The 24,086-nt window shown below is 55.9% G+C and carries 25 protein-coding genes and 1 pseudogene; 18 read left to right on the top strand and 8 right to left on the bottom strand.

The window, feature by feature from the left end:
* Nucleotides 1-250 (top strand): annotated as a pseudogene (locus H627_RS0112310) (IS66 family transposase); the annotation flags it as partial.
* 251 nt (nt 251-501) lie between these two features.
* Here H627_RS0112310 and H627_RS18240 read toward each other — a convergent pair.
* On the bottom strand, nt 502-2,364 hold the full coding sequence (locus H627_RS18240) for a heavy metal translocating P-type ATPase (protein ID WP_081674912.1): 1,863 nt from the start codon (nt 2,362-2,364) through the stop codon (nt 502-504).
* Between the two features lie 142 nt (nt 2,365-2,506).
* On the opposite strand from H627_RS18240, the gene mutY reads away from it, so the two are divergent.
* The 7 genes from mutY to H627_RS0112270 all read left to right on the top strand — a co-directional run bounded on the left by mutY (nt 2,507) and on the right by H627_RS0112270 (nt 7,970).
* Nucleotides 2,507-3,610 (top strand): A/G-specific adenine glycosylase, encoded by a 1,104-nt coding sequence (gene mutY / locus H627_RS0112300; protein ID WP_027829194.1) that lies wholly within the window; start codon nt 2,507-2,509, stop codon nt 3,608-3,610.
* A 12-nt stretch (nt 3,611-3,622) separates the two neighbouring features.
* Nucleotides 3,623-3,868: a hypothetical protein gene (locus H627_RS0112295; protein WP_027829193.1), complete on the top strand. Its 246-nt coding sequence runs from the start codon at nt 3,623-3,625 to the stop codon at nt 3,866-3,868.
* 280 nt (nt 3,869-4,148) lie between these two features.
* Nucleotides 4,149-5,144 carry a mannose/fructose/sorbose PTS transporter subunit IIA gene (locus H627_RS0112290; protein WP_027829192.1) on the top strand — a complete coding sequence of 332 codons (996 nt, stop codon included), beginning with the start codon at nt 4,149-4,151 and terminating at the stop codon, nt 5,142-5,144.
* Between the two features lie 37 nt (nt 5,145-5,181).
* Nucleotides 5,182-5,997 (top strand): PTS mannose/fructose/sorbose transporter subunit IIC, encoded by an 816-nt coding sequence (locus H627_RS0112285; RefSeq protein ID WP_027829191.1) that lies wholly within the window; start codon nt 5,182-5,184, stop codon nt 5,995-5,997.
* Nucleotides 5,998-6,014: 17 nt separating this feature from the next.
* Nucleotides 6,015-6,935 carry a PTS system mannose/fructose/sorbose family transporter subunit IID gene (locus tag H627_RS0112280; RefSeq protein WP_027829190.1) on the top strand — a complete coding sequence of 307 codons (921 nt, stop codon included), beginning with the start codon at nt 6,015-6,017 and terminating at the stop codon, nt 6,933-6,935.
* Between the two features lie 112 nt (nt 6,936-7,047).
* The gene (locus H627_RS0112275) at nt 7,048-7,431 is read left to right on the top strand and encodes a DUF956 family protein (protein WP_027829189.1); all 384 of its coding nucleotides are present in this window, start codon (nt 7,048-7,050) and stop codon (nt 7,429-7,431) included.
* Between the two features lie 179 nt (nt 7,432-7,610).
* Nucleotides 7,611-7,970 carry a DUF956 family protein gene (locus H627_RS0112270; RefSeq protein WP_027829188.1) on the top strand — a complete coding sequence of 120 codons (360 nt, stop codon included), beginning with the start codon at nt 7,611-7,613 and terminating at the stop codon, nt 7,968-7,970.
* Nucleotides 7,971-8,000: 30 nt separating this feature from the next.
* Here H627_RS0112270 and H627_RS0112265 read toward each other — a convergent pair whose 3' ends face one another.
* Nucleotides 8,001-9,143: an MFS transporter gene (locus tag H627_RS0112265; RefSeq protein WP_226999239.1), complete on the bottom strand. Its 1,143-nt coding sequence runs from the start codon at nt 9,141-9,143 to the stop codon at nt 8,001-8,003.
* Nucleotides 9,144-9,330: 187 nt separating this feature from the next.
* Between H627_RS0112265 and H627_RS19415 the strand changes: the two genes are divergently transcribed.
* From H627_RS19415 to H627_RS0112250, 3 genes are read left to right on the top strand one after another with little or no spacing between them, the layout of a single operon-like run.
* The gene (locus tag H627_RS19415) at nt 9,331-9,888 is read left to right on the top strand and encodes a restriction endonuclease (protein WP_051225410.1); all 558 of its coding nucleotides are present in this window, start codon (nt 9,331-9,333) and stop codon (nt 9,886-9,888) included.
* 32 nt (nt 9,889-9,920) lie between these two features.
* Complete coding sequence (locus H627_RS0112255) at nt 9,921-10,748, top strand: sugar phosphate isomerase/epimerase family protein (protein WP_027829186.1); 828 nt, start codon at nt 9,921-9,923, stop codon at nt 10,746-10,748.
* Nucleotides 10,745-11,563, top strand: a complete 819-nt coding sequence (locus H627_RS0112250; protein ID WP_027829185.1) for an SGNH/GDSL hydrolase family protein — start codon at nt 10,745-10,747, stop codon at nt 11,561-11,563. The genes H627_RS0112255 and H627_RS0112250 overlap by 4 nt, the downstream gene beginning before the upstream one ends.
* Here H627_RS0112250 and H627_RS0112245 read toward each other — a convergent pair.
* Complete coding sequence (locus H627_RS0112245) at nt 11,553-12,125, bottom strand: TetR/AcrR family transcriptional regulator (RefSeq protein WP_027829184.1); 573 nt, start codon at nt 12,123-12,125, stop codon at nt 11,553-11,555. The two genes, H627_RS0112250 and H627_RS0112245, sit on opposite strands and share 11 nt — an antisense overlap.
* Before the next feature lie 52 nt (nt 12,126-12,177).
* Nucleotides 12,178-12,684, bottom strand: coding sequence for a VanZ family protein (locus H627_RS19410; RefSeq protein ID WP_051225409.1), 507 nt, complete (start codon nt 12,682-12,684; stop codon nt 12,178-12,180).
* Between the two features lie 186 nt (nt 12,685-12,870).
* On the opposite strand from H627_RS19410, the gene H627_RS18225 reads away from it, so the two are divergent.
* The 3 genes from H627_RS18225 to manA all read left to right on the top strand — a co-directional run bounded on the left by H627_RS18225 (nt 12,871) and on the right by manA (nt 14,738).
* The gene (locus tag H627_RS18225; RefSeq protein WP_035440924.1) at nt 12,871-13,143 is read left to right on the top strand and encodes a hypothetical protein; all 273 of its coding nucleotides are present in this window, start codon (nt 12,871-12,873) and stop codon (nt 13,141-13,143) included.
* Complete coding sequence (locus H627_RS18220; protein ID WP_051225408.1) at nt 13,140-13,691, top strand: nucleoside/nucleotide kinase family protein; 552 nt, start codon at nt 13,140-13,142, stop codon at nt 13,689-13,691. The genes H627_RS18225 and H627_RS18220 overlap by 4 nt, the downstream gene beginning before the upstream one ends.
* A gap of 72 nt (nt 13,692-13,763) precedes the next feature.
* Nucleotides 13,764-14,738 carry a mannose-6-phosphate isomerase, class I gene (gene manA / locus H627_RS0112225; RefSeq protein WP_035440922.1) on the top strand — a complete coding sequence of 325 codons (975 nt, stop codon included), beginning with the start codon at nt 13,764-13,766 and terminating at the stop codon, nt 14,736-14,738.
* A 47-nt stretch (nt 14,739-14,785) separates the two neighbouring features.
* Here manA and H627_RS0112220 read toward each other — a convergent pair whose 3' ends face one another.
* Entirely contained in the window at nt 14,786-15,718 is a 933-nt protein-coding gene (locus H627_RS0112220; RefSeq protein WP_027829182.1) for a hypothetical protein, read from the bottom strand.
* 155 nt (nt 15,719-15,873) lie between these two features.
* On the opposite strand from H627_RS0112220, the gene H627_RS0112215 reads away from it, so the two are divergent.
* From H627_RS0112215 to H627_RS0112205, 3 genes are all read left to right on the top strand, one after another.
* Entirely contained in the window at nt 15,874-17,175 is a 1,302-nt protein-coding gene (locus H627_RS0112215; RefSeq protein ID WP_027829181.1) for a hypothetical protein, read from the top strand.
* Between the two features lie 29 nt (nt 17,176-17,204).
* Nucleotides 17,205-19,952, top strand: coding sequence for a transglycosylase domain-containing protein (locus H627_RS18215; RefSeq protein ID WP_226999216.1), 2,748 nt, complete (start codon nt 17,205-17,207; stop codon nt 19,950-19,952).
* Between the two features lie 99 nt (nt 19,953-20,051).
* Nucleotides 20,052-21,158 carry an SLC13 family permease gene (locus tag H627_RS0112205; protein WP_027829180.1) on the top strand — a complete coding sequence of 369 codons (1,107 nt, stop codon included), beginning with the start codon at nt 20,052-20,054 and terminating at the stop codon, nt 21,156-21,158.
* A 3-nt stretch (nt 21,159-21,161) separates the two neighbouring features.
* On the opposite strand, the gene H627_RS0112200 is transcribed toward H627_RS0112205, so the two are convergent.
* From H627_RS0112200 to H627_RS0112190, 3 genes are read right to left on the bottom strand one after another with little or no spacing between them, the layout of a single operon-like run.
* Nucleotides 21,162-22,439: a ferric reductase-like transmembrane domain-containing protein gene (locus H627_RS0112200; protein ID WP_027829179.1), complete on the bottom strand. Its 1,278-nt coding sequence runs from the start codon at nt 22,437-22,439 to the stop codon at nt 21,162-21,164.
* Nucleotides 22,423-23,208: an FAD:protein FMN transferase gene (locus tag H627_RS0112195; protein WP_027829178.1), complete on the bottom strand. Its 786-nt coding sequence runs from the start codon at nt 23,206-23,208 to the stop codon at nt 22,423-22,425. The genes H627_RS0112200 and H627_RS0112195 overlap by 17 nt, the downstream gene beginning before the upstream one ends.
* Entirely contained in the window at nt 23,205-23,678 is a 474-nt protein-coding gene (locus H627_RS0112190; protein WP_027829177.1) for an FMN-binding protein, read from the bottom strand. Before H627_RS0112190 ends, H627_RS0112195 begins: the two co-directional genes overlap by 4 nt.
* Before the next feature lie 157 nt (nt 23,679-23,835).
* Here H627_RS0112190 and H627_RS18210 point away from each other — a divergent pair.
* A partial coding sequence (locus H627_RS18210) for a helix-turn-helix domain-containing protein (protein ID WP_035440147.1) occupies nt 23,836-24,086 on the top strand: 251 nt, incomplete at its 3' end.

Raw genomic sequence — 24,086 nt, 5'->3', positions numbered from 1 at the left:
CGAACGCGCCGTCAAAGAACTGGTCATCGGTCGTAAAAATTGGCTGTTTTCGCAGAGCAAACGCGGCGCGACGGCTGCGGGGGTCATTCTTAGTCTGCTCACGACAGCACGGGCTAATCACCTCGATCCGAGTAAATATTTCAACTATCTATTCGACACAGTGCCTAATTTGCCGGCTCCCGGCGACATGGTCGCCTTGCAGGACTATTTGCCGTGGGCGCCGAAGGTGCAGGCGTTCTGTCACGAATAACAGCGGGTAAAGCAATGGTGCAATCTTCATGATAGAGGATTGCACCATTTTTGTCTTCACACCTATTTCAACGACCGCTTACAATCAAGTCATGGTAATAGAGACGGAGACATCGTTGCTATTCTTCATGAAAAAATCCAGAACATTTGCTGTATTCAGCATGTGTTCTGGATTTTCTTTATTGATGAAAGGGGTTAGGTTTTTGTCTCGCTCCCGTGAGTGTTAGACAAGGATGACGTGTCTAGTTAAAACTATTCGCCCAGCGCATTACCGGCTTTACTCAACGCCTGGTGATGCGACTGATGGTTGGCATCGCTTGGTGCCAGAGACTTGCCGTGACGTGCCCGCAGTGCCCAGAGAATGGATACTGTATCGATCACTTCTTGCAGCATCGCACCGAAGAGGGCGGGGATCACGCCGACACTGGCAACCAGCATCAACGCGGTACAAATGAAGATTCCTAACAAAACAGATTGTTTAGCGACCTTCATCGTGTCCCGGGAGATCCGGACAGCGCGGGTAACTCGGCCGAGGTCGTCTTTCAAAATGACCATGTCGGCTGATTCACTGGCCGCTGTGGAGCCGTGGGCACCCATGGCGATACCGACATCAGCCACCGCCAGAGACGGGGCGTCGTTAACGCCGTCGCCGACCATGACGCTGGGCCGCTGATCGTCCGGCAAACCATTCAGCATATCGATCTTATCCTGGGGCAGGCATTCTGCTTGCAGGTCATCAATGCCGACTTCATCGGCGATGGCCTGGGCGGTTTCTTTCTTATCCCCGGTCAGCATCATCACGTGGTTGACACCCAGGGTGTGCAGATCAGCGATGGTCGCCGCCGCTTCCGGCCGCAGCTGGTCGTTGAAGGTGATCATCCCGGCATAAGTGCCGTTGATACTGATATAAACCGCGGTGCCGTCCACTTGGGCACTGGCTGGTGCCTCGGCGAAGTCGGCTTTGCCGACACGGATCGTTTCGCCGCCAACCTGGGCGGTAACGCCGGCGCCGGTGGTTTCTACGATGTGATCCGTGGGCAGGAGCTTATCCCGCCGGGTACTCTTCACAAGGGAACGGGCCAGAATGTGGTTGGATTGCTGTTCAGCACTGGCGGCGGCCCGCAGCAGGTGCGCGGCGGAAATGTCCGCTACCGGTGTGACTTGGTCAACGGCTAAGACACCCCGGGTAATCGTCCCGGTTTTATCAAAGGCGACCGTCTTGGCATTGGCCAATTTCTCAATCACGGTCCCAGTCTTCACGATGATCCCGTTCCGGCTGGCCCGGCTCATGCCGGAAACCAGGGCTACGGGGGCGGCCAAGATCAGTGGACAAGGCGAGGCAACGACCAGCACTTCAGCGAAGCGGTGGGGATCACCGCTGATGGTCCAAGCCAGCCCGGCAATTAAGTAAGCGACTAAGGTAAAGGGAACGGCGTAGCGATCAGCCAACCGGACAAAGTGGGCGGGCCGGGCTTCGGATTCCTTAACCAGGGCAACGATCTTCTGATACTGACTATCGGCGGCAGCCTTGGTGGCCTGGATGGTCAGCGCAGAGTCGCCGTTGACGGCCCCGGACATCACGTCGTCACCGGCGCGCCGGTCGATCGGCCGGGATTCACCGGTCAAGGAAGACTCATCCAAAGTGGATTCGCCGTTCAAGATGATCCCATCAACCGGGACCACTTCACCAGGCTTGACCAGCAGGTGGTCATCAATGTGGACGTCTTCAATGGTGATATCAGTCAGTTTGTCGCCGTCGAAGCGGTGCGCGGTGGACGGGGTATTATCCAGCAGGCTCTTTAATTCAGAACCGGCCTTGTGCTGGGCATAATCCTCCAGCGCGTCGCCGCCGGTGAGCATGACCAAGATCATCAAGCTGGCCCAATACTCGCTGATGGCCAGGGTGGCGACGATCGCCGTGATGGCTAGAATATCGACACCGTATTTACCGGCGCGCAGGGTTTTAATCATTTCAATCAGCATGGTCAGCGAGATCACAGAACCCATCAGGGTCACGATGACTTGCGCGGCAATGTTTAAGTGGAAGACAAATTGAAGAACGAGGGCGAGGACACCAATGGCAATGGTGGTAAACAATTTCGTCTTATGTGACATCAGAAACTCCCCTTTCTGTAACTACCCCTAGATTATAATCATTATAAACAGGGAATGCAACCCGCGAAGATTAAAATACCGGGGTATTTTCTATTCTCATGGTAACATGGTTAGGCAGAGAAAGCGAAAGGGGCAACTCGGAATGATTCATTGGGATGACGCTACGATTGATCGGTTTCAAAGGGCATTATTAACATGGTACGACGCTCACGGGCGGGATTTGCCCTGGCGGCGGGACCACGACCCGTATCATGTCTGGCTCTCGGAAGTGATGCTGCAGCAGACTGGGGTGAGCACGGTCATTTCCTATTATGAAAAATGGCTGGCACACTGGCCGACTATTGCTGAGCTGGCAGCGGCCGATGAGGATGCCGTGCTCAAGGAGTGGGCCGGGCTGGGATATTATTCCCGGGCTCGGAATTTGTTGAAAACCGCCCGCGTGATTACCAACGAACGCGGGGGACAATGGCCCCAAGATGCAGCGGGGCTCAAGCAACTACCCGGGATCGGCGACTATGTGGCTGGGGCCGTGGCATCCATTGCCTTTGGCCAGCCGGTGCCGGCGATCGATGGTAATGCCTACCGGGTCTTTTCACGGCTGCTGCTGATCGACACGGATATCCGCAGCAGTGCGGCTAAAAAAGTGTTCAACGACGCCATTACCCCCCTGATTCCAGCGGATCGGCCAGGGGATTTCAATCAAGCGGTGATGGACCTGGGTTCCAGTTATATGCGGGCTAAGGATCCGGACAGTGCGCACTCGCCAGTGGCCGCCTTCGACGCGGCTTACCAGCAGGGTGTGACCGATCAGTATCCAGTCAAAGCGCCGAAGAAAAAGCCGGTGGCCAAAGCCTACACTGCGCTGGCACTGTTGGCGCCGGACGGCCAAGTCGTGTGGCAGCAGCGGCCGCCGCGGGGCTTGCTCGCTGATCTTTGGACCTGGCCGTTGCTGACTGGGGATCAACAGGGTGCCTCGGCTCCGGTATTGATCCAACAACTCGCCGACGAGCATGGGATTATCCTGGATCCAGCACTGGTCCTGCGGGTCCAACCAGTTGGCGAAAACGGGGTTGTGCACGTGTTCACGCATCAACGGTGGACGATCACCGTAGTGCAGCTGACCCTAGCAGACGTCCCGCCGCTCCCGGCCAATGCCCGCTGGCTGCCGCTGACTCAGCAAGAGTTGGCCCTGCCGACGATGCAAAGGAAAGTGTCGGCGTACTATAATAGGAATAAAGCAGAATAAGGGGGTGCGGTCGTGCGCACGGCAGCAGCGATTATTGGAATTTTTTTGCTCGGCTTGGTGGTGGTCATTATCTTAGGCCGCGAAGTTGGCGTGATTCATCGGGTCAAACCGGCCGGCTACCGGCTGCTGTGGTGGTGTACCGGCTTGGGCGTCGTCTTTTTGCTGCTGGGGATCTCCTGGCAGGCAATGCTGGCGACGCTGGGCGCTCTAGCGTGTGTCAGCGTCCTTATTGTGATTGTACACTTCAGTAATCGTTGAAATTCGTGAAAAAAGCCTTCACAAGTGCCGTGGAAGCCGGTAGAATAGAAAACGGCGTACTTGTCTAGACCAGTTTGAGAGCGCTTGCGGTACCGCTATTATTTTTATTTTGCAAGTTCTTTTGCTAACAGGTAGTGCTACAATATTAACAGATGGGATTGAAGAACGGTCAAGGCACGTCATGAGTGCTTTTTCCGCCATCACTCCCCATTCTGTTATGCCACTTTGGTACTGGTTCTAGAAACAGTACCACACAGGAGTTTAGTAGGAGGCGAAGTACATGGTTGGCATCATTCTTGCAAGTCACGGTCAATTTGCCGCGGGTATCAAACAATCCGGGCAAATGATTTTCGGTGAGCAGGAGAAAGTCGAAGCAGTGACTTTTATGCCCGACGAAGGGCCTGAAGATTTGAAGGCCCACTTGGAAGCAGCCATTAGCAAGTTCGATCCGGATGATGATGTGCTCTTCCTGATTGACTTGTGGGGCGGCTCTCCGTTTAATCAGTCCAACGGCTTGTATGAGGCCCACAAGGATAAGTGGGCAATTGTCACCGGGTTGAATCTGCCGATGCTGATTGAAGCATACGGTTCCCGCCTGACAATGAATTCAGCGCACGAAATTGCAGCCCACATTGTTGAAGCGGGCCGTGATGGCGTGAAGATCAAACCGGAAGATTTGGAACCCAAGAGTACCGGGGCGGCCGCACCGGCAGCCGCTGATGCAGCACCGACCAGTACCAACGGTAAAGTTGGGGCCCCGGGCAGTATGCAGTATGTTTTGGCCCGGATCGATTCCCGGCTGCTGCACGGCCAGGTCGCCACGACTTGGACCAAGACGTCGGGTGCAAACCGCATCATCGTTGTTTCCGATGCTGTTGCGCACGATGAGTTACGAAAGAAATTGATCATGGAAGCCGCACCGGTTGGCGTGCATGCCCACGTTGTCCCGATCGCCCAAATGATCAAGCTGGCCAAAGATGATCAGCACTTTGGCGGGCAAAAAGCCTTGCTGCTGTTCGAAAATCCAGAGGACGCATTGAAGGCCATTGAAGGCGGCGTGCCCTTAACGGAACTGAATATCGGTTCCATGGCCCACTCCGTCGGCAAGGTACAACCCAACAAGGTGTTGGCCTTCAATCAAGAAGATATTGATACGTTCGGCAAGCTGAAGCAGTTGGGCGTCAAGTTCGACGTCCGGAAGGTACCTTCAGATGGTGCAGACAATATGGATAACATTCTGAAGAAAGCTCAATCCATGCTGGACCAGCAGAAATAATTCATTTTACGTTGTAGAGAAAGAGAGGCTAATACTGATGAATTTAAACATTATTCAAATCATATTAGTCATCGGTGTGTCGTTCCTAGCGGGGATGGAAGGTATCTTGGATGAATTCCACTTTCATCAGCCCGTTATTGCCTGCACGCTGATTGGCTTAGTCACGGGGAATCTGATCCCGTGTGTGATCCTAGGCGGTCAATTGGAAATGATCGCGTTAGGTTGGGCAAACATTGGCGCGGCTGTAGCGCCTGATGCCGCCTTGGCTTCTATTGCATCCGCCATTATTCTGGTTCTTGGTGGCCAAGGACAAGCAGGCGTTAAGTCCGCCATTGCCATTGCGATTCCTCTGGCAGTTGCCGGCCTGCTGCTGACGACTGTTGTGCGGACCCTGGCAACTGGTATTGTCCACTTGATGGACCGGGCGGCTGACGATGGTAATTTCCGAATGATCGATATCTGGCAAATCGTCGCGATCATCATGCAAGGGCTGCGGATCGCGATTCCAGCCGGGTTGATTCTGGCTGTTGGTACTACCCGCGTGCGGGACTTACTGGCCTTGATGCCGCAATGGCTGACTGATGGCTTGGGCATCGGCGGCGGCATGGTCGTGGCCGTTGGGTATGCCATGATCATCAACATGATGGCGACCCGAGAGGTTTGGCCGTTCTTCGCCATCGGCTTCGTTTTAGCCACGGTGAAGGAAATCACCTTGATCGGCTTGGGCGCCATCGGCATTTCCCTGGCGCTGATCTACCTGGCGTTGTCCAAGATGGGCGGCAGCTCTAATGGCAGCGGCTCCAGCAATAATAATACAGGTGATCCAGTCGGCAAGATCATAGATGATTATTGAGAAAGGGGGGCTAAACAATGGCAGATGATAAGCAGCGTATTACATTAACAAAAGGCGATCGGCTCCATGTTTGGTGGCGGTCCACGTTCATTCAAGGGTCATGGAACTACGAACGGATGCAGAACGGCGGTTTTGCTTATTCGATGATTCCGGCCTTGAAGAAGCTGTACAAGACCAAGGAAGACCGGGCCGCTGCGTTGAAGCGGCACTTGGAATTCTTCAACACCCACCCGTATCTGGCCTCCCCGATCATTGGGGTGACTTTGGCGCTGGAAGAAGACCGGGCCAATGGGGCACCGGTTGACGATGTTGCCATTCAAGGTGTAAAAGTCGGGATGATGGGCCCGTTGGCTGGTATCGGGGATCCAGTATTCTGGTTCACTATTAAGCCAATCATTGGGGCCTTAGCCGCATCTTTGGCGATGAGCGGGAATATTATGGGCCCGTTGATCTACTTCTTTGCTTGGAACATTATCCGGATGGCCTTCACTTGGTACACCCAAGAATTCGGCTATAAAGTCGGGTCCAAGATTACTGATGACTTATCCGGCGGTTTACTGCAAGAAGTTACAAAGGGGGCCACTATCCTCGGGATGTTTATCCTGGGATCGCTGGTCAACCGGTGGGTAGCTGTTAAGTTCACCCCGGTTGTTTCCTCTGTCCCGCAACAGAAGGGTGCCTACATTGACTGGAACACATTACCGGCTGGCGCTAAGGGGATTCAAAAAGCCCTGCAGCTGCAAGGTGAAGGTCGGGCACTGACAGCGACTAAGGTCACCACGTTGCAAGACAACTTGGACATGCTGATTCCTGGCTTGGCCGCGTTGGGTCTGACCTTCCTCTGCATGTGGTTGCTGAAGAAGAAAGTGTCACCCATCGTCATCATCCTCGGCCTCTTCGTCGTTGGTGTTGTCATGCACGTAATTGGTTGGATGTAATTATTTCAGATTAATAGTCATTGGCTCGGGTGCTTTCGGCCCGGGCCTTTTGTATTTCCAGACGTGATACAATTAATAATGTAAACAGTGAATGGAGAAAGTGGGCACAGATATGGTCGAATCATTAAACACGAAAGTCGAGCTGGTGACGGATGCCACGTCTTATCTCGGTCTGCCCGAATATGGCAAGATCATGATTGGGGACAAGGGGTTTGAGTTCTATAACGAAAAGAACCTCAAGCACTACATCCAAATTCCCTGGGACGAAGTGAACTTCGTAATCGTCTCCGTGGTCTTCGGCGGCAAATGGATTCCCCGTTATGCCGTAGAAACCAAAAAGGCCGGCACCTATTCCTTTGCTTCGAAGGATCCCAAACGGGTCTTGCGGGCGATTCGCGAACACGTCGATCCCGACCATATCGTGAAGTCCCTGAGCTTCTGGCAAGTAATCACCCGAGCCTTTCGGCGTAAAAAGAAACAATCCCCTAAGAACTAGTCATATTATTTGGCGTCTTAACGGCACTGTGGTATGGTCGAATAGATAAGGACAATAGTGCGAGCGTCTGCAGTGCATTAATGCACGATACTGAGTACAATAGGGCTTTAAGTAAGAGCGCACACTGTTGCGACACCCGGGGGCCAAACAAAACCTTCGGTGGGAAAGGAGCGGTCCCTATGGATCAACCGCTAAATCAAGAAATCGAACTGACGACCCGGGCCCGGACGAATATGACCGGCACTTATCGCGCCGGTATGTTGGCTTTGGGCAACGCCGGGCTTGAATTTATCACCCGGGCAGTCCAGGCCAAGAACTTCACCTGGCTGCCCTGGGCCCAGATCCAATACGTCTGGATCGAGACCTTCTTCGGCGGCCGCTTGACCCGCGGGTTCCAAGTAACCACGGTGGATGGTGACCGGTGGGAGTTCAATGTTGCCCACGCCCAGACAGTATTGGCTTACATGGCCCGGCATTTATCATCCCGGCAAATTTTGCAGGATGGCCGGACTTGGCGGCCCACCAAGACGGCAGAATAAAATTGTAATACGCCAGCGCTGGGACTTCGGTCACAGCGCTTTTTTCGGCCGAAAAATCAGTAAATGGGCAATGTAGGCCAGCAGCTGAAAGGCCAGTCCGGCCGCGGTGACGCCCAGCCAACCGGCCTGCTGCCACATGGTAGTGCCCAGCAGACTGCCCAAGGAGCCGTCCAAAAAGTAACTGAACATGAAGACTGTGTTGGTGCGGTTACTGATGTGTTCGCCGAGATTCTGCACCCGGGTCTGGTTCGAGACTTGACCGAACTGATTGCCGACATCCAGCAGGATAATACTCAAGACCAGCAGGACGACGAATTGACCGCCGGCCATCAGCAGCAGAAAGGCCAGGGTTTCCAGCAGCAAACCGATCAGGACCAGATGCCGGTCAGAAAAGCGGTCCGCCAGCCGACCGATGAGCGGCGCGGCCAGGGCGCCAAAGAGGCCAAAGATAGCCAGTAAACCCGCTTCCCGGGTGCCCCAGCGGTAGACTGGGCTGGCAATATAAAAGATTAGAGTGGACCAGAAAATAGAAAATGTGCCAAACATGAAGAAGCCGTTCACGGCTGCCTCTTGCAAGACCCGGTGCTGTCGGATCAACCCGGGGATCGTGGCCAGAGTTTGCCAGTAGTTCAGTGCATGATGGGGTGGTCGGCCGGGATCTGGCAGGGTCAGGGCCAACACGCCGGCTAAGGCCAAGATGACCACGACGGCAATCAGATAAATTGTCCGCCACGGCCAAATGCTGGCCACGATTCCGGAAATCGTCCGGGAGAGCAGAATCCCGACCAGTAAACCGCCCAGTAATGTGCCCATCACCCGACCGCGCTTGGCCGGACCGGCTAACACGGCACCGTAGGGGATGATGATCTGGGGCACGATGGAGACCAGCCCAATCAAAAAGGACGCCAATGAGAATAGCGCCAAAGTCGGGGCAAAATAAGCGCCCAGCAAGGTGATCCCGGACAAGAGACACATGCGGATGATCAGCTTGCGCCGATTGATGATATCCCCCAAGGGCACCAAAAGCAGCAGGCCCACAGCGTAGCCGAATTGGGTCAGCATCGCAGCTACGCCGACCGCGCCGTTGCTGACGCGGAAGCTTTGGGCAATGGCCGTTTCAATCGGCTGCAAGTAATAATTATTGGCGACGACAACGCCGCAGGTCAGAGCCATTACGAAGATCAAGCCCCGGGTCAATACTGGTCGTTTCTGTACCAAATTTCTCCATCCTTTCTCTACATTGATTATTGTGCCCATTCTCTTCCAGCCTGACAAGGGCAAGTTCGGCCCCGCGGCCGATTGCGTCGGGATGCGAACGCCCCGTACAATGGAGCGTAAGACACAAAGGAGGAGAAACGCCATGCGGCGTCTTGGCATCATTCTCAGTATTATTCTGGCGGCCGGGCTGGCCGGGTATCGCTTTCTGATTCAGCCCACGCTGCCGCTTTTTACCGCCCAGCAGTATGCCCCGTATTTCTGGACCGGAGTGGCCGTGCTGGTTGTTGGGTGGCTTATTGTCCTCATTCGCTTCCTGCTCCATTTACGGACCGGTATGGCCCGGATCGACCGGATGGACGGCATTGCCTTCGAGGAATACACGGCCCAGCTGCTGGTGCATCTGGGTTTCACAAAAGTCAAAGTGACCCCGGCCAGCCGGGATCAGGGGGTGGACATCATCGCCGAGGCCGATGGCGAGAGCTTCGGCATTCAGTGCAAACGGTATAACCATTCCGTGGACAACAGCGCGGTGCAGCAAGTTTTCACCGGCTGCGCGTTTTATCACCTGACGCACCCGGTGGTTATTTCTAACGCGTACTATACCAACAGTGCCAAGGAGCTGGCGGCCGGCGTGGGCGTCCGGCTGATCGATCGGGATGAATTGGCGGAAATGATCAGCGATGCCCGTAAAGGCCGCTGACAAGACCGGTAAAAATCGCTACAATCAAGGGTATGAACACACAGACAGAATTTCCCTATTTAGGCTTGAAAGCCAGTACTGATCCGGCCCAAATCGCTGAGCGGCTGCGTTACCGTCCGGCGGTTTTTGAGTTCTTCACGACGCCCGCGGACGTGACCCCGGCGGGATTGGCCCATTTGCGGACCATGATCGAATGGGTCCAGCACGATACGCGGCGTATTGTGATTCACCATCCGATGAGCTGGCACGGGACCCACGTGGAGATTGCCAGCCCTAATACCGGCTTGCGCGCTTTTGTGACCCAAAGTACCACCGCCTTGCTGCAAGTCGCGCAAGAAATGGACGTGCAGCTGCTGGTCCATGGGTCTTACAGCGAACCGCCGGCGAAAATAATTGCTGAATTCGGCTCGATCGCGGCCGCCCGGGCGGCGGTGCTGGCCCAGCTGGATCATTGGCGGGATCTGGGCGGCAATCATATTATGTTTGAAAATTCCATTTCGCCCACCTATACCTACAGCGATCCAGTCTATAATGCCGAGATTCTGGCCCATCATTATCGCCTGGCGTACGACACCAGCCATACGTTCATTGCCGCCCAGGGCGATAATGATGGGCTGGTCGCGTCGCTGCGTCAGTTGGCCCCAGCGATCGTTCATTACCATCTGGTGGATTCCATGGGTCAGCGGCACGACAGTTTGCCTTTGGGTCAGGGAAAGATCGACTGGACCCGGGTCTGGCCGGTATTGAATCCGCGGGCCACAGATATCTATGAGATCACGCTGAAAGATCAGCTGGACAGTACCGCCCAGCGAGCGAGTCATGCGTACTTAGAACAAATTAAAGCGGCGGCAAAGCAATGAAACGACCGGAATATCACCATACTCATTGGTTCGTAGGCGTTGCGGCGGTCCTTTTTGTCCTCGCTGGGGTGATTGCAGTGTGTTCTGCTGTCCGCACCCATACGGACGAGTGGGGCCTGACCGCCCCCTCGGCCGCTTCTGCGTCGGCATCAAAAAAAGCCGCCCCGGCGGCCACAACTGATAAACCAGCGCTGGCCTGGACCGACTTTTCGACCCGCCGTCCCTTGGTGTACACGGCCTTGGGCGACAGTCTGGCCGTGGGCTATTTTGCGACGGCAAAGGATAAAGGGTACGTACCTGAACTGGCGCGGACGATCACCGCCCAGCAGCAAGTGCCCGTCAAAGTCCATAATTTCAGTGAAAATGGCGGCAGCATCAACACGGTGGCCTTTCCCCAACTGGCCGCCATCTACGCGACGAAGCCCGATTTGGTGACCATTGAGTTCGGCACCAACGAGTCGGTCTATGACGATCCGCCCCATTCAGCCACGCCGGCTCGTTTTCAGAAGAATTTGACCCGGCTGATCAAGGACTTGCAGGTCCATACGGATGCGCAGATCGTGCTGCTGACGACGTGGAATCAGCCGCGTTCGGCGACTTATGATGCCCGGGTGCAGACGGTGGCCAAGCACTATGGATTGCGGGTCGCTAATCTGGAGCCGATCTGGGCGGATGCACAACAAAACGGCGCCCTCTCAACCAAGGGCGCCGCATCATTCTTAGGTTATGGCGACGGCTTTCATCCCAGCGATGCCGGCCATGCGCTGATCGCTAAGACCGTCTATCAGCAGGTCAAACCGCTGTTCACGCCTTAGCCGGCAACAACGCGATCATCTTGCTCGCGGCGGACTTCAAATCGAAGCTGCCGTTTTTGACACTCCATTCGCTGAGCAATCCCAGCAAATCGTGGATGTAGTTCCAATACAAGTCTTCGCCGGACAACTCACCGGCCCACTGGCCCTGTTCTTTGCCCTGAACAAAGAGCGTGCGCAGGGCGGCCAGATAGTTGACCAGATAGCCGCCTTCTTGCAGGATCGTTAAGTCGCTCTCTTGGGTCAGGTACAGCACCAGCAGGCGCTGGAGCAGATCCGGCCCGAGGGTGATCGTGGCATTCACGGCAATATCCGTCAAGGTCTTGACCTTGTTGGTGATCGTTGCCGGCCCGGCCAGGATCTGGTCAAGCAAGACATTCGAATTGAGCAGCAGGTTGTTGTAGTAATCCAGCAGGATATCATCCTTGCTCTTGAAATAGTGATAGAACGACCCCTTGGTGACGTTGAATGAACCGGCAATATCGTTGACCGAAACGGCATCGAAGCCGTGTTTGCGGAACATGTCCAAGGCCCGGCCGGCCAGTTCTGCCCGGGTGACTTTCATGATGAGGAACCTCCTCTGATTTTTGTGATAAAATACATACCTCGGTATGTCATCATTGTAACCAAAAACGTACCCATAGTCCACGAATGAGACTTCCCAGTACCGTGCCGGTCACATTGGTGATGATATCGTTTACATCACTCCAGCGATTAAGCTGGACCGTCAGGCCGGCGATGAACTGCCCGCCTTCGATCAAACAGGTCAGCGCCAAGCCCGCCAGCAGAATGCGCGGCCAGCGCCAGTGGTAAATGGTCTGGAGCAGGAAGCCGAAGGGAACGGTCATCAAAATATTCAGCCAGAAATCCGGCGTCAGCCCGCCGCGGAAGGGAATGGGGTTGGTCGGTGCGGTCCCGACCATGATTGGCGCCATGCCGTCCCAGACCCCGCGATGGGCGGGGAAGGGCGTAAAACAAAGCGGAATCAGGCCGGCGAGATAACCCCACAGGGCGAGCACCGCCAGCGCTTGACCTCGACTGCGGACCGTGCGCCAAGGCCGGACTGTGAGCAGTCCGCCCAGCCAGAGCAAGCCCATGATCCCCGCAGGCATCCATTTGATCATCGTCATTGCCTCCTTTTCTCAATAGTATACCGCAGTTGGCGTTTTGACAGATGAGTATGGAATCATATTGATGTTTTTTTTAAGCAGGACTGACCGGATTAATGGCCGGTTCTGGTATACTGAAACCAGCTCAGTAGTTAACAAGGCTCATAAAAGGAGACGAGGAACACGGCGATTAGTATTTTTGTGACCGAAATGGATCGGTTGGATTACCAGGTCGGGGCGATTATCAACGCCGCGCTGAACGGCCGGTATTACAAGAAGGCGTATGCCGCAATCCAAGAGGCACTGCCGGACTATACCTGGCATGAGCTCAAACTTAGCGAAACGCTGGATTTCAAAGACCAGCCCGATTTGATCATCGCGTCGCGCAACGTTGTGCCTTATATTGAGGCCATTGAACAGCGCTTCCCGGATGCCAAAGTAGAGAAATACGACACCTGGGCGCAACCGAAGTGACGCCGGTCTTATCGATCAGCGGGATCAGCGGCGGTGGCAAATCCACCCTCGTGCAGGCGGTCCGGGATCATCTGCCTGGCGCCGGCGTGGTTCGTTTTGATGACTTCAGCTTTGACCAGCGGCCGGAAGCGCCCGCGGCGGCCGTCACCGTGACGGATCCGATCCGGGCTTTCAACCAGTACGACTTGACGGATTTAGCGGCCGCCATTCAGGTTGCCCAGCAGAACCACGCGATCGTCATCGTGGATTATCCCTTCGGCCGGGTCAATCGGCAGATCGCACCGCTGATTGATCTGGCTTTTTACGTTCAGACGCCGCTGGATGTGGCGTTTGCCCGGGCCTTGCGGCGGGACTACGCGGCAGCCGATACGACGAAAGCCGATATCCTCGCTTGGGCTAAGGCTTATTTGACACAGGCGCGGCCGCTTTTCGTCGTTCATGACACCATCGTCAGTCAGCATGTCGACCAAGTAATTGACGGTATGCGGCCGCTGGCGGAGAAGGTAAAAACGGTAGTTGACGCATTGCGTGCCCAAAAACTGATATAACAGATAACTCCGATTTCTATCGCCCGGTCCTTGGTATAATGAATGTGAATCTACAATTTGGAGGCCGCAAAAATGGCAATTGAACCGTTATTTCTCCATCCGTATTTCCAACCGAAGATCTGGGGCGGGCGCAAGCTGGCCAGTGAGTTCGGCTACAAACTCCCTAAGGGTAAAATTGGGGAATGCTGGGCCATCTCGGCTCATCCCCACGGTCCCAGCCGGGTGATCAACGGCCCGCTGGCCGGGCTGTCCTTGGACGATGCGTATCAAGTGCATCCAGAATATTTCGGCAATCCCAGCGAGAAAGTCTTCCCGTTACTGACCAAGATTCTGGACGCCGAAGCCAGTTTGTCGGTACAGGTCCACCCGGATGATGCGTATGCCGAGGAACATGAACACGAGTTGGGCAAAACGGAGTGCTGGTATGTCATCCAGGCCGATCCCGGCTCTTACTTGATTTATGGCCACCACGCCCAAACCCGCCAGCAATTGGCGGACATGATCCACGCCGGGGAATGGGACAAGCTGCTGCGCAAAGTGCCGGTGAAAACCGGCGATTTCATCTTTGTACCTAGCGGTACGATCCACGCCCTGAACAAGGGCATCATGGTGCTGGAGACGCAGCAGTCCAGCGACACGACTTACCGGTTGTACGACTACGATCGGGTGGATGAAAAGACGGGGAAGAAGCGGGACCTGCACCTTAAGCAGTCCATTGATGTGACCACGGTGCCCCACCATGACCCGCAGCTGGATATCCAAACTGAGCAGCGCGGTGCGTCTACGTTCACGACCTACGTCAAGCCGCCGATTTCACCGTTCTTTAGTGTCTGGCAATGGCGGATCAAGGATAAGCAGCAGCTGCATCATGTCCAAGCGCCATACACCCTGGTGTCCGTGCTGGCTGGCGACGGGACAATCACTGTTGACGGCGACCCATACGAACTGCATAAGGGGATGCACTTCATCATTCCGGCTCAGATCAAGGACTGGACTGTTGAGGGCGATATGCAGATTATTGCGTCTGAACCAGGGAACGAAGAATAATTTTTACAAACGAAAACGGGATTGCCCACCAGCAGTCCCGTTTTCATTTACCCATTTTTCTGATTTCCTGGATTCACGTTACCCATGCGCAGCTGGGTGAATTTACTCTTATTCCGATCAAACGACAGCGTCAGCGGGTACCGTGTCCCGGCTTTTTTGACCACCAGCGAAAAGCGAGTGACCCGCGGGGCATCAGTGATTGTGTAGCCTGTAATCGCGGAGTTGTTGAACTTGCCGTTGCTGCGGCGCAGGTATTCCTGCAACCCGGCGGCACTGGCGTCGTCCAGGCCTAACTGGCGGGCGATGCCGACGAAGAGGGAACGGTCGTTGATTTTTTCATATAGATCTGCCCGGCTCAGACCGTTTTTGATCTGGGTCAAAAAGTTGACCGCCGTGGCGTTGCCTGGAGTGCCCAGCCCGACTTTTGGGGCGATGAACTGCGGCTGCACCGTATCTTCGAAGCGGCCGGCATAATAGGAGGACAGCAGGCGGTCGCCCTGGTAGTAGATCCGGTAGCGGTAGGACCAAATCGTCGGTGTGTCCTGGTACCGATTGGCGCTGAGATAAAGAAAATCGCCCTGGGTATCGCGGCCATAACCCAGCAGGGTCAAGTCGCTGATGTATTGATAAGGCTTATCCGTTACCCATTTCTTCAATCGCTTAGCCTCTGCCGGCGCCAGGAAAGTCGTGTAATTCTGATCGGCAACGATAAAGCGCTGCTGGGCTTCGGAAAAAGCAGCCAGGGCACTGGCCCGCTGTTTGGCGTCATTGCCGTCCAGCGAGACGCCCTTGACCGTTTCCTGGGCCGCGGCGGCGTCTGGGCTGACGACCCAATTGAAAGGGATGGTCTGCTGGGTCAGCCAGTTAGACAGGCCGGCCGCAATCTGCGTGCGGCGTACAAAGCCTACCGTGCCTAAAATCAGGATAATGGCTAAGGCGATGCCCCAGCGCCATAGCCGCCATTTCTTTGCCTTTGTCATCGTTCGATCCTTCCCGCAATAATCTTTCTCCAGCATACCCGATTGGGGGAGGGAGCGCAAAAGCAGAAGAATGATTGCCCACGTTGATTTTTCTTCCCCGCGTCAATTGGGTACAATGGAGAAAGACATCAATCAGAAAGGACGATGGGGCGGCTTTGGGGACGCGGCGTTCACCGCAGTATCAGCATGCGAAGCGGGTCATTTTGGTCATTGCGAATATTGTGATGGCTTTGTTTCTGGTGCTCCTGTTCAGCTGGTGGTTCCTGAATCACCACTTCAACGGCCAGGTCGAAGCGCAATACACGAACGTGGCCCAGCGGGCGCTGAAGACGACGGTATCCCCGGCGGCGCGGCAGGACTTGCAGACCAGCCACGATCGCTGGCAGTGGGCCTTCACCGATCACAGTCGGCAGGTGTGGCAGCACTTCACCACGGACTGGGCCAAGCGCCAGGAGCGGGCCAAGCTGGTCACGGATTTGTACGCGGACAAAGACCATTATCAGGACGGCGTGACCAGTGCCCGGTTGAATACAATCGACCAGACCCTGCTCCAGGAGAAAAACAGCACGGTGTATCAGGACCAGAAGAACCGGCTGGACACAGTCCAGGTCTGGTTCCAGCAAACCACGGATGCTAATACGTTTATTCAAAAAATCTACAGCGACTACACTGCCACCAAGGTCGTTCCGACACTGCAGCAGGTGGCCCAGACCAGGGCCTACTACAGCCTGATCCGCAATCGGACGATTGCCGACCGCTGGCGCCAGCCGGTGCAGAACCTGGCGGCGGCCTTTGATAAGAACACGTCAGCGACCAATGCGGCGCAAAGTGCGGCGGAGCAAAAGGCGCTGGACGAGTTGAAAAATGCCCCGCTGACCCAGGGCTATACGCCGGCCCAGGTGACGATCAGTCAGGGCGGTGAGACCCTGGCCGGCAACAGCGGCACGAATTACGATTCGATTCTGAGCAATGCCGATATCACCGCGACCAGTGTGCTGCTGGTGGATCAGTCCGCGAAGACGGCCCAGTTCCTGCACCGCAGCAGCGGCCATTACAGCACTACCGGCGACGCGATCACTCTGGACAATCTGAGTCTGAGCGGCGGTCAGTACAGTGTGAGCGCCATGATCAGCGGCGGGGCTCAGGGCGCCGTGGTGACCGCCCCCAGTGCCAGCGACTTCGGCCAGTATTACGCTCAGGCCAGTGCAGCGCCCAGTACCAGTCCGGTGGCCGATAGTGCCAACAGCAACGACACCAGCGACTTCAATGACGCAAGTACCGTCTTCTGGCTGCGCAACAATACCGACTTGCAAAACAGTATTCTGCTCAAGGGCCAGACCACCATTGGTTTTATCGCCGCCGGAGCCAGTACCCTGGGTAATATGATCAGTACCAGCAGCGGCTACACGACCATTGCCAATCAGATCACCGACAGTACCGTGGTGTACGTTTATTAATGCAGAAAAAGAAAGGAGGCACCCCGCGCGTGGCAGCTGACCAAGAACCACCCGTATTATCCCGCACGGCCCGGCGCAACGCCGAAAAGGCCGCGCGCCACCCCCGGTCGCCCAAGAAGCACCGCGGCTGGAAGATTTTCTTCGAAGTCCTCCTCACCTTAGTCGTGATCCTGGTCACAGCGGTGGGGGTCGCCTGGGCCAAGTACGGCGGCCAGGCCAAACAAGCGATTACCGACGGCTACACCATTGCGGCGACGGTGAAGTGGGCGGATTTTGCCCCGAAACAGCCCACCGTGGTCAAAGACCGCAACGGGCAAGTGATTCGGACACTATCACCGAACCAGCCGCTTTATTTGCGCTACAACCAAATCAATCCCGGCATCGTCAAGGGATTAGTCGCCGTGGAGGACCGCCGCTTTTTCGAACACCACGGGGTCGATCCCTACGCGGTGATCCGTTCGACGTTCAGCATGCTTCGCCGGCGCCAGGTCCAGGGTGGGTCGACCCTGACCCAGCAGCTGGTGAAGAATGATATCTTGAAAGACCAGAGTCAAACGCCGATGCGTAAGATTCGGGAAATGGTGATTGCCCAGGAGCTGGAGCAAAAGTTCAGTAAACACGATATTCTTGAGTTTTATTTGAACGATACCTACTTTGGCCATGGCCAGTACGGGATCGGCAGCGCGGCAAAATTCTATTTCAACACGGATCAAAACAAACTGACGGCCAGTCAGATCGCTCTGCTGGTGGGTATTCCCAATAATCCGACCCTCTACGACCCATTGAATAACCCCACTGGCGCGCGCAACCGGCGCAACACCGTGCTCTATGTCTGGGAGCAGCAGGGCCTGATCGACAGCCAGGTCTTCGATCGGGAATCCGCCAAGCCGCTGGGGCTGAACGTGACCAACGCCAATCAGAACACCAACATCACCGACAACTACGCGGTGTCCTACGCCTTGACCAATGCGACAGAAGCCCTGATGTCAGCCAACGGTTTCACGTTCCAATATGCGTTCAAGGATACGAAGACCCAGCAGAACTATAACGCCCAATATAATCAGCTCTATCAGCAGGACTACGCCCAATTACTGAACGGCGGCTACGTGATCAACACGTCCATTGACATGGGCATTCAGCAGCAGATTGAGAAAATCACGAACGCGACCTATGCCCCCTATACGGCGAAGGACGGCCAAGGCCGCCTGCAGCCGCAAGTGGCCAGCACGGTGGTGGACAATCAAACCGGCGATGTGCTGGCAATCATCGGCGGCCGCTCCACCCAGAATGATCAAGTGAACCGGGCGCTCAGTGCCCGGCCGTTCGGATCCACTGCCAAGCCGATCGTCGCCTATGCGGAGGCGTTCAGCCGGGGCTACACGCCGATGAGCACCGTGGTCGACCGGCCGGTGACCAACGTCAACGGCCAGCCGCTGCAGAACTATTACGCCGGCTACCATGGCAGCATGACCATCCGCCACGCCCTGGAAGATTCCGTCAATACCGTGGCTTTCCAGCTGGCGGCTCAGGACACGCAGAAATCCTATTACGAGAAATTGGGCCAAATGCAGTTTTCTGCGATTACGCCGGCGGACTTGGCCAACGGCGCGGCGATGGCCCTGGGCAGTTTCCGCACCAATACCACCGAAATGGCGGGGGCTTACAGCAGCTTCGCCCGCAGTGGCCAGTTCATTGCGCCCAGCAACCTGACGACGCTGTATGACAGCTACAATCGGCGGACGGTCTTTCAAAATGGTCACGAAAAGAAAAATGTCTTCTCCGCCAATGCCAGTTACATGATGCTGAACACGATGCAGGGTGTCTTGAAGAATGGTCTGGGCAAGGCGGCGGCGCTGAATAATTATCCCTATACCGCCGGGAAAACCGGGACGACCGATAATTATCGGGATATCAGCTTCGTCGGGATGACCCCGCGCTTCACGATCGCCAACTGGACCGGCTACGATTCCAACAACAGCGGCAACAACGGCCAGCTGACCGATGCGATGCAGATGCTGCCGATGGCGCTGTTCAAAGCGGAGGGCCAGTATTTGGTGACCACGTTAAAGGAAGCCAAGACAGACTTTCCGATGCCCAGCACGATCAAGAAAGTGGGTAATAACAACCTGGCGGCCTTACCGGAGAAACAGACCCAAACGGTCAGCGACCGAATCACCAGCGAGTTGACCAGCCTGGCCAGCAGCCGCAAGCAGGCCAATGCCAAGCGGTTGGCCAATCTGGATTACCGGCTCATTTATCACTTGTCGAAGAAGGAAGAAGACCGGCGGGAGAAGGCGGTCAGTGAAGCGATCACGCAGTTCAACAGTCAGGGCGATCTAACGGAATTGAAGAAATACGACACTCGGCTGAAGCAGATCCAGGATATGCGGTATAAGAATCAAAAGGTTCGGCGTCAATCGGCCAAGCGCAGCTTCGACGATCAGCTGAACCATCTGGTCCAGGATCTGAATTTCCAGCAGGCCCTGCTCCAAGAAGAGGAGAGCAACGCGAAATTGGCGAAGTATAACCAGCAGCGCGCAGCCATCGAGAGTCAGCGGGAGCAGGAGCGCCAGGCTAAGCTGGCGGCACTGCAGCCCCAGTACGAGAGTCAGCTGGCGGCGACTCGTCAGGCTTACGCCAACAACGCCAGCGATAAGGAGACCCAGCGGCAGAAACTCATTGCCATCATGAATGAAATTCGTTCTTATGGCGGCAGTGCGCCGGACCTGAACTTGAATGTGCCGGCAGCGGCCAGCAGCAGCGGCAGTGCCCGCTAACTCGCGGCGGAAAGCGCTTGTTGCGTCTTGTTAAGCAGCCAGAAATAGTGCAAAATAGAAACGTTCGTTTTTTTTCATCTAACTTGAGAGAGGTTACTGATGGCTGTATTAAAGAGAATTGCCAGCGACCGGGTATTGCAGATCACCACCGTGATTGCCTGCCTGAGTCTGTTTTTGGCGCGCCCGCGGTTAGCGGATATCCACTTTGCGACGTTGTGGTCGGTATTGGGGATGCTCACGCTGATCCAGATCTTTGAATACCTGCATGTGCTGGACGTGGCCGCGTATCATCTGACGAGTCACGCGCCCAATGCCCGCTGGTTAACTTGGCAGTTCATGCTGCTGGCGTTTGGCAGCGGCATGTTCTTGACCAACGATATCACGGTCTTAACGCTGGTCCCCCTGTATCTGCGCATCGCCCGCAAACATGCCTTACCGCAAATTCTGCCAGTCACCCTGATTGGCATGACCGCTAATCTGGGCAGTGCCGCGACGCCCTTTGGCAATCCCCACAATATTTTCCTAGTCTCCCACTTTGTCGTTTCGCCAGCCACCTTCTTCAGCTGGTCGCTGCCGTTGGCGGTGTGCAGTGTTCTTTTTTTGTTTGCCCTAAGTTTCTTCGTGAAACCGCGACCGATACCGCCCATTAGCATTGCCAACGTCCAGATCGCGCCCCGGCCGTTTCTGGTGGCGCTGGGTGTTGCCGCGCTGATTTTTCTCGGCGTCTTTAAATTGATCCCGCCCTGGGTCGGGACGATCGCGGCGATCGTGGTCGCCCTGGGCGTGGCCCCGAGAATTATGGGTAATGTGGACTACGCGCTGGTCCTGACTTTTGTGCTGTTCTTTGTCGTGGTGAGTGACATCTCCCAAGTTGAGGCGATCTCCCACACCTTGAGTACCTTAGAGGGCGACCACCTGTCCGTGTATTTGAGTGCCTTGGGCATCAGCCAGTTCATCAGCAATGTCCCGGCCACGATATTATTGGCGCCCTTCACGGGACACGCCCAGGCCTTGATTTACGGGGCTAATCTGGGCGGCTTGGGGAGTTTGGTGGCGTCCATGGCCAATTTGCTAACATTCAAACAGTATTGCGCCGAGGGCAGCGGCAATACCCGCACCTTCTTCGCCGGCTTCGCTGCCCTGAACGGCTTGGGGCTGGTGGTGATGGGGGCCATCGGCTGGGTGCTGCTCAGCATCATGGCCTGACCGTCACCAGGTGAAGGCTTCGTAATAGATTTGCCCCCGGGGAATACCGTGCTGGGTCAAGACTTTGATCCAGTGCCGGGCCAGCGCCGCCGGCCCGCCGATCAGTACCGCTGTCTGCGCGGTATTCGCTGGCAGCTGCTGCACAACCAGATCATCAGAGAAACGACCGACTTGCCGGAACGCGGTGAATGCCGGTCGTTTTTGCCAGGCCTGGAATAACTCCGGGTAGAGCAGTCCCGCTGCCGTCCGGGCCGAATAGAAGAAAGTCGTCGGCTGCTGCGGCTGCGCGGCCGTGACCGACAGCAGCGGCACGACCCCGGTCCCGCCAGCAATCATGATCACGTGGGCCGGCTGCTGTTCGCGGAGAAAGGCCTGGTACCGGCCGTAACCCCCTTGCAGGACGACTGGCTGGGGCGGCGCGACTGAGGCTAATTGGCGTGTGAAGTCGCCGTCCCCGCGAATTGCCAGGCGGATCACGGTCCGGTCATTGGCTGGATCATTGACGATGGAAAACGGGTGGGGTTCCCGCAAACCAGGGAGAGTAGGAAAACTGAGAAAGATAAAATCCCCGGCGTGCAGCGCTGGTTGTTGGGTTCGGGGCAGCCGGATGGTCAGTTCCTGCACGCCGGGGGTCAGCGGCCGATTGGCCAGCAGCCGGCCGGCGGCGCGGGGCCCAAGCTTCGCCCAGGCATAACTGGCAGCTACCCCGAGGGATGCCGCCAGGAAGAGTGCCAAGAAGGGCGTGATCGCCCGGATATACGAAATCAGCAAGACGTGGATAAAAATCAAGAGTGTCGCGACCAGATTCAACCGGTGGACCCAGACATTGAATTCGTGTTTGAAGATTTTTTCTAACCACGTCTTGAGCTGGGCCAAGGGCGGGACGCGGCTGGTGAGCCAGCCGGCGAGGAAAATCAAAGAATAGAGCATGACGGCCAGAAAAAGGTTGAAGGCCCAGTCCCCGGTACGTTCGATCCAGCCCTGGGATTGCGTGCTGGTTTTGTGCAGATAGGCCAGACCAAGGGCGGCGATGCTTAATAGACCGTGGATCAGGTACATCTCCGGCAGGCCGATCAGGCGGTCCAGCCAGCGGGGCCGGGTGCTGAGATAAATCGCCGTGAGCATCCAGACATAGGCGATGACGCCGAACAGCACGGCTTGGCGTTCATCATTGTAGATGGCGGGCAGGCCAGCGTCTACAGTTTGCACAAACGGCAGCGGCACCAGAAAGAGGATGCCTAACCAGGCCAGCCCCAACGCATAATTATGCCGTTTGAACATCACGGATCGCCCCTTTCGTAAAGGGATGCAGGACACGGTCGGCGGTGATGTAAAGACCGGTAAGCTGATTGGCCGCGAGGTGGGTCTGCCAGCGGGCTTCACCCCCAGCCATTCCGGCCGTCGCCCAGACATCCGCATCAGCTAAGTGGTCTGCCAAGACGGTGACCTGGGCCAGATCCCCGGGGCCGGTATGACGAATATGATGGCCCCGTTTATTTTCCGCCGATGTGGCCACCGCCCCATTGGCCAGCTCATAAGCGGCAATGATCCGCTGCGGATTGGCCGGGTCTTCGATGCCGATGTGCCACGTGAAGGCACTGTCCGGCCGGGTGGCCGCCTGCAAGTCGCCGCCGCCATTGAGGCTCACGGCGATCACCCGGAGATTGGCCAGCAGCGGGGTCAGAAACGCCGTGGTGATTTGTTCCACCGCCCAGCCCTTCACGTAGCCGGTGGGATCAAAGGCGCCGTTAAAGAAGGGATCGAAATCCCCTTGGGTATAATGGGCCGCGGCCAAAGTAGCTGCATAAATTTCTTGAAATTCCGGCTCGGTGAGCAGCAGCCCTTGGTCGCCGGCCTGAAAGCGGCGCACCAGAGAGGCTTCTCGGAACGGCGAATATAACCGATTGATTCGGGCCAGCGCCGTACTCACTTGCTCGGCCGCTTGAGTCAGCAAAGGCGCCCCGGCGGCCCGGTCAGTGACGGCCAGACTGATGGTGAAGGGAATCGTCATTTCTTGCAGTGTGCGGTGAATAATAAATGGAATACTCATGCGCTCGCCTGACTTTCTTTGGCTTGGTTGATGGCGTTTTGCAGGGAATCTTTGAAGCCGGTACTGGTTTCCGTAGCCCCGGAGACCAGTTGGATGCTGGCACTTTGGCTCTTCAAGACTTCTTCTTTCAGGATCGGCAAGGCTTGGGCATTGATCTGCTCGGACCGCCGCTCTTCGTTGGGATAAGCGAGGGTGGTGACCTGACTGATGCGGCCGGCGCGCACGACGATCTGCAACTGCACGGCACCATGTGGGGTATCAACTGATTTGCCGGTGTACGTGCCGTCTTTCAAGGCTTGTTTGGCCGTGGCGGTCGTTGATGATGACGATGACGCCGCACTGCGCTGGTTACTGCTGGCCGCGGCGGATTCTACAGCCGCTGGTTTCTTAAAGAAGAGAATATACGTATCAATCACCATGGCCAACGCCACGGCGAGGGCAAGGAGAAAACCGATTGTTTTACGGTACATATCGAATACCTTCATTCAAGTGCCCAGATTATACCGGATAATTGCGAAGAAATTGTTCCCCGCGTTTACAATCTAAGTGCAACACATAATTAAATAGACCAAAAAGGCCATGATGACCTATTCTTATAAGCAACCAAGCACATAAGAAAGGCACATCATGACCAACATCAAGCGTACCATCTCTAAGGCTTACCAACAACTATCAAATTTTGATCGCGTTCGCATTGAAACTCTGCTCAATCAGGGATTCTCCCAAGCACGGATTGCCCGCGAACTCAACCGCTCTCGTAGTACTATTTCGCGTGAGATCACTCGTGGCTCCGTTCTACAGCGAATTCCCGGGCATAAGGTAGCGTTGATTTACTTTGCTGATACGGCAGCTTATCTGCACGCTCAGCGGCGGGAGCG

This window comes from Schleiferilactobacillus harbinensis DSM 16991, from assembly GCF_000425885.1.
GTDB classification, from domain to species: domain Bacteria; phylum Bacillota; class Bacilli; order Lactobacillales; family Lactobacillaceae; genus Schleiferilactobacillus; species Schleiferilactobacillus harbinensis.
This window is presented reverse-complemented; position numbering and strand designations above follow the sequence as displayed.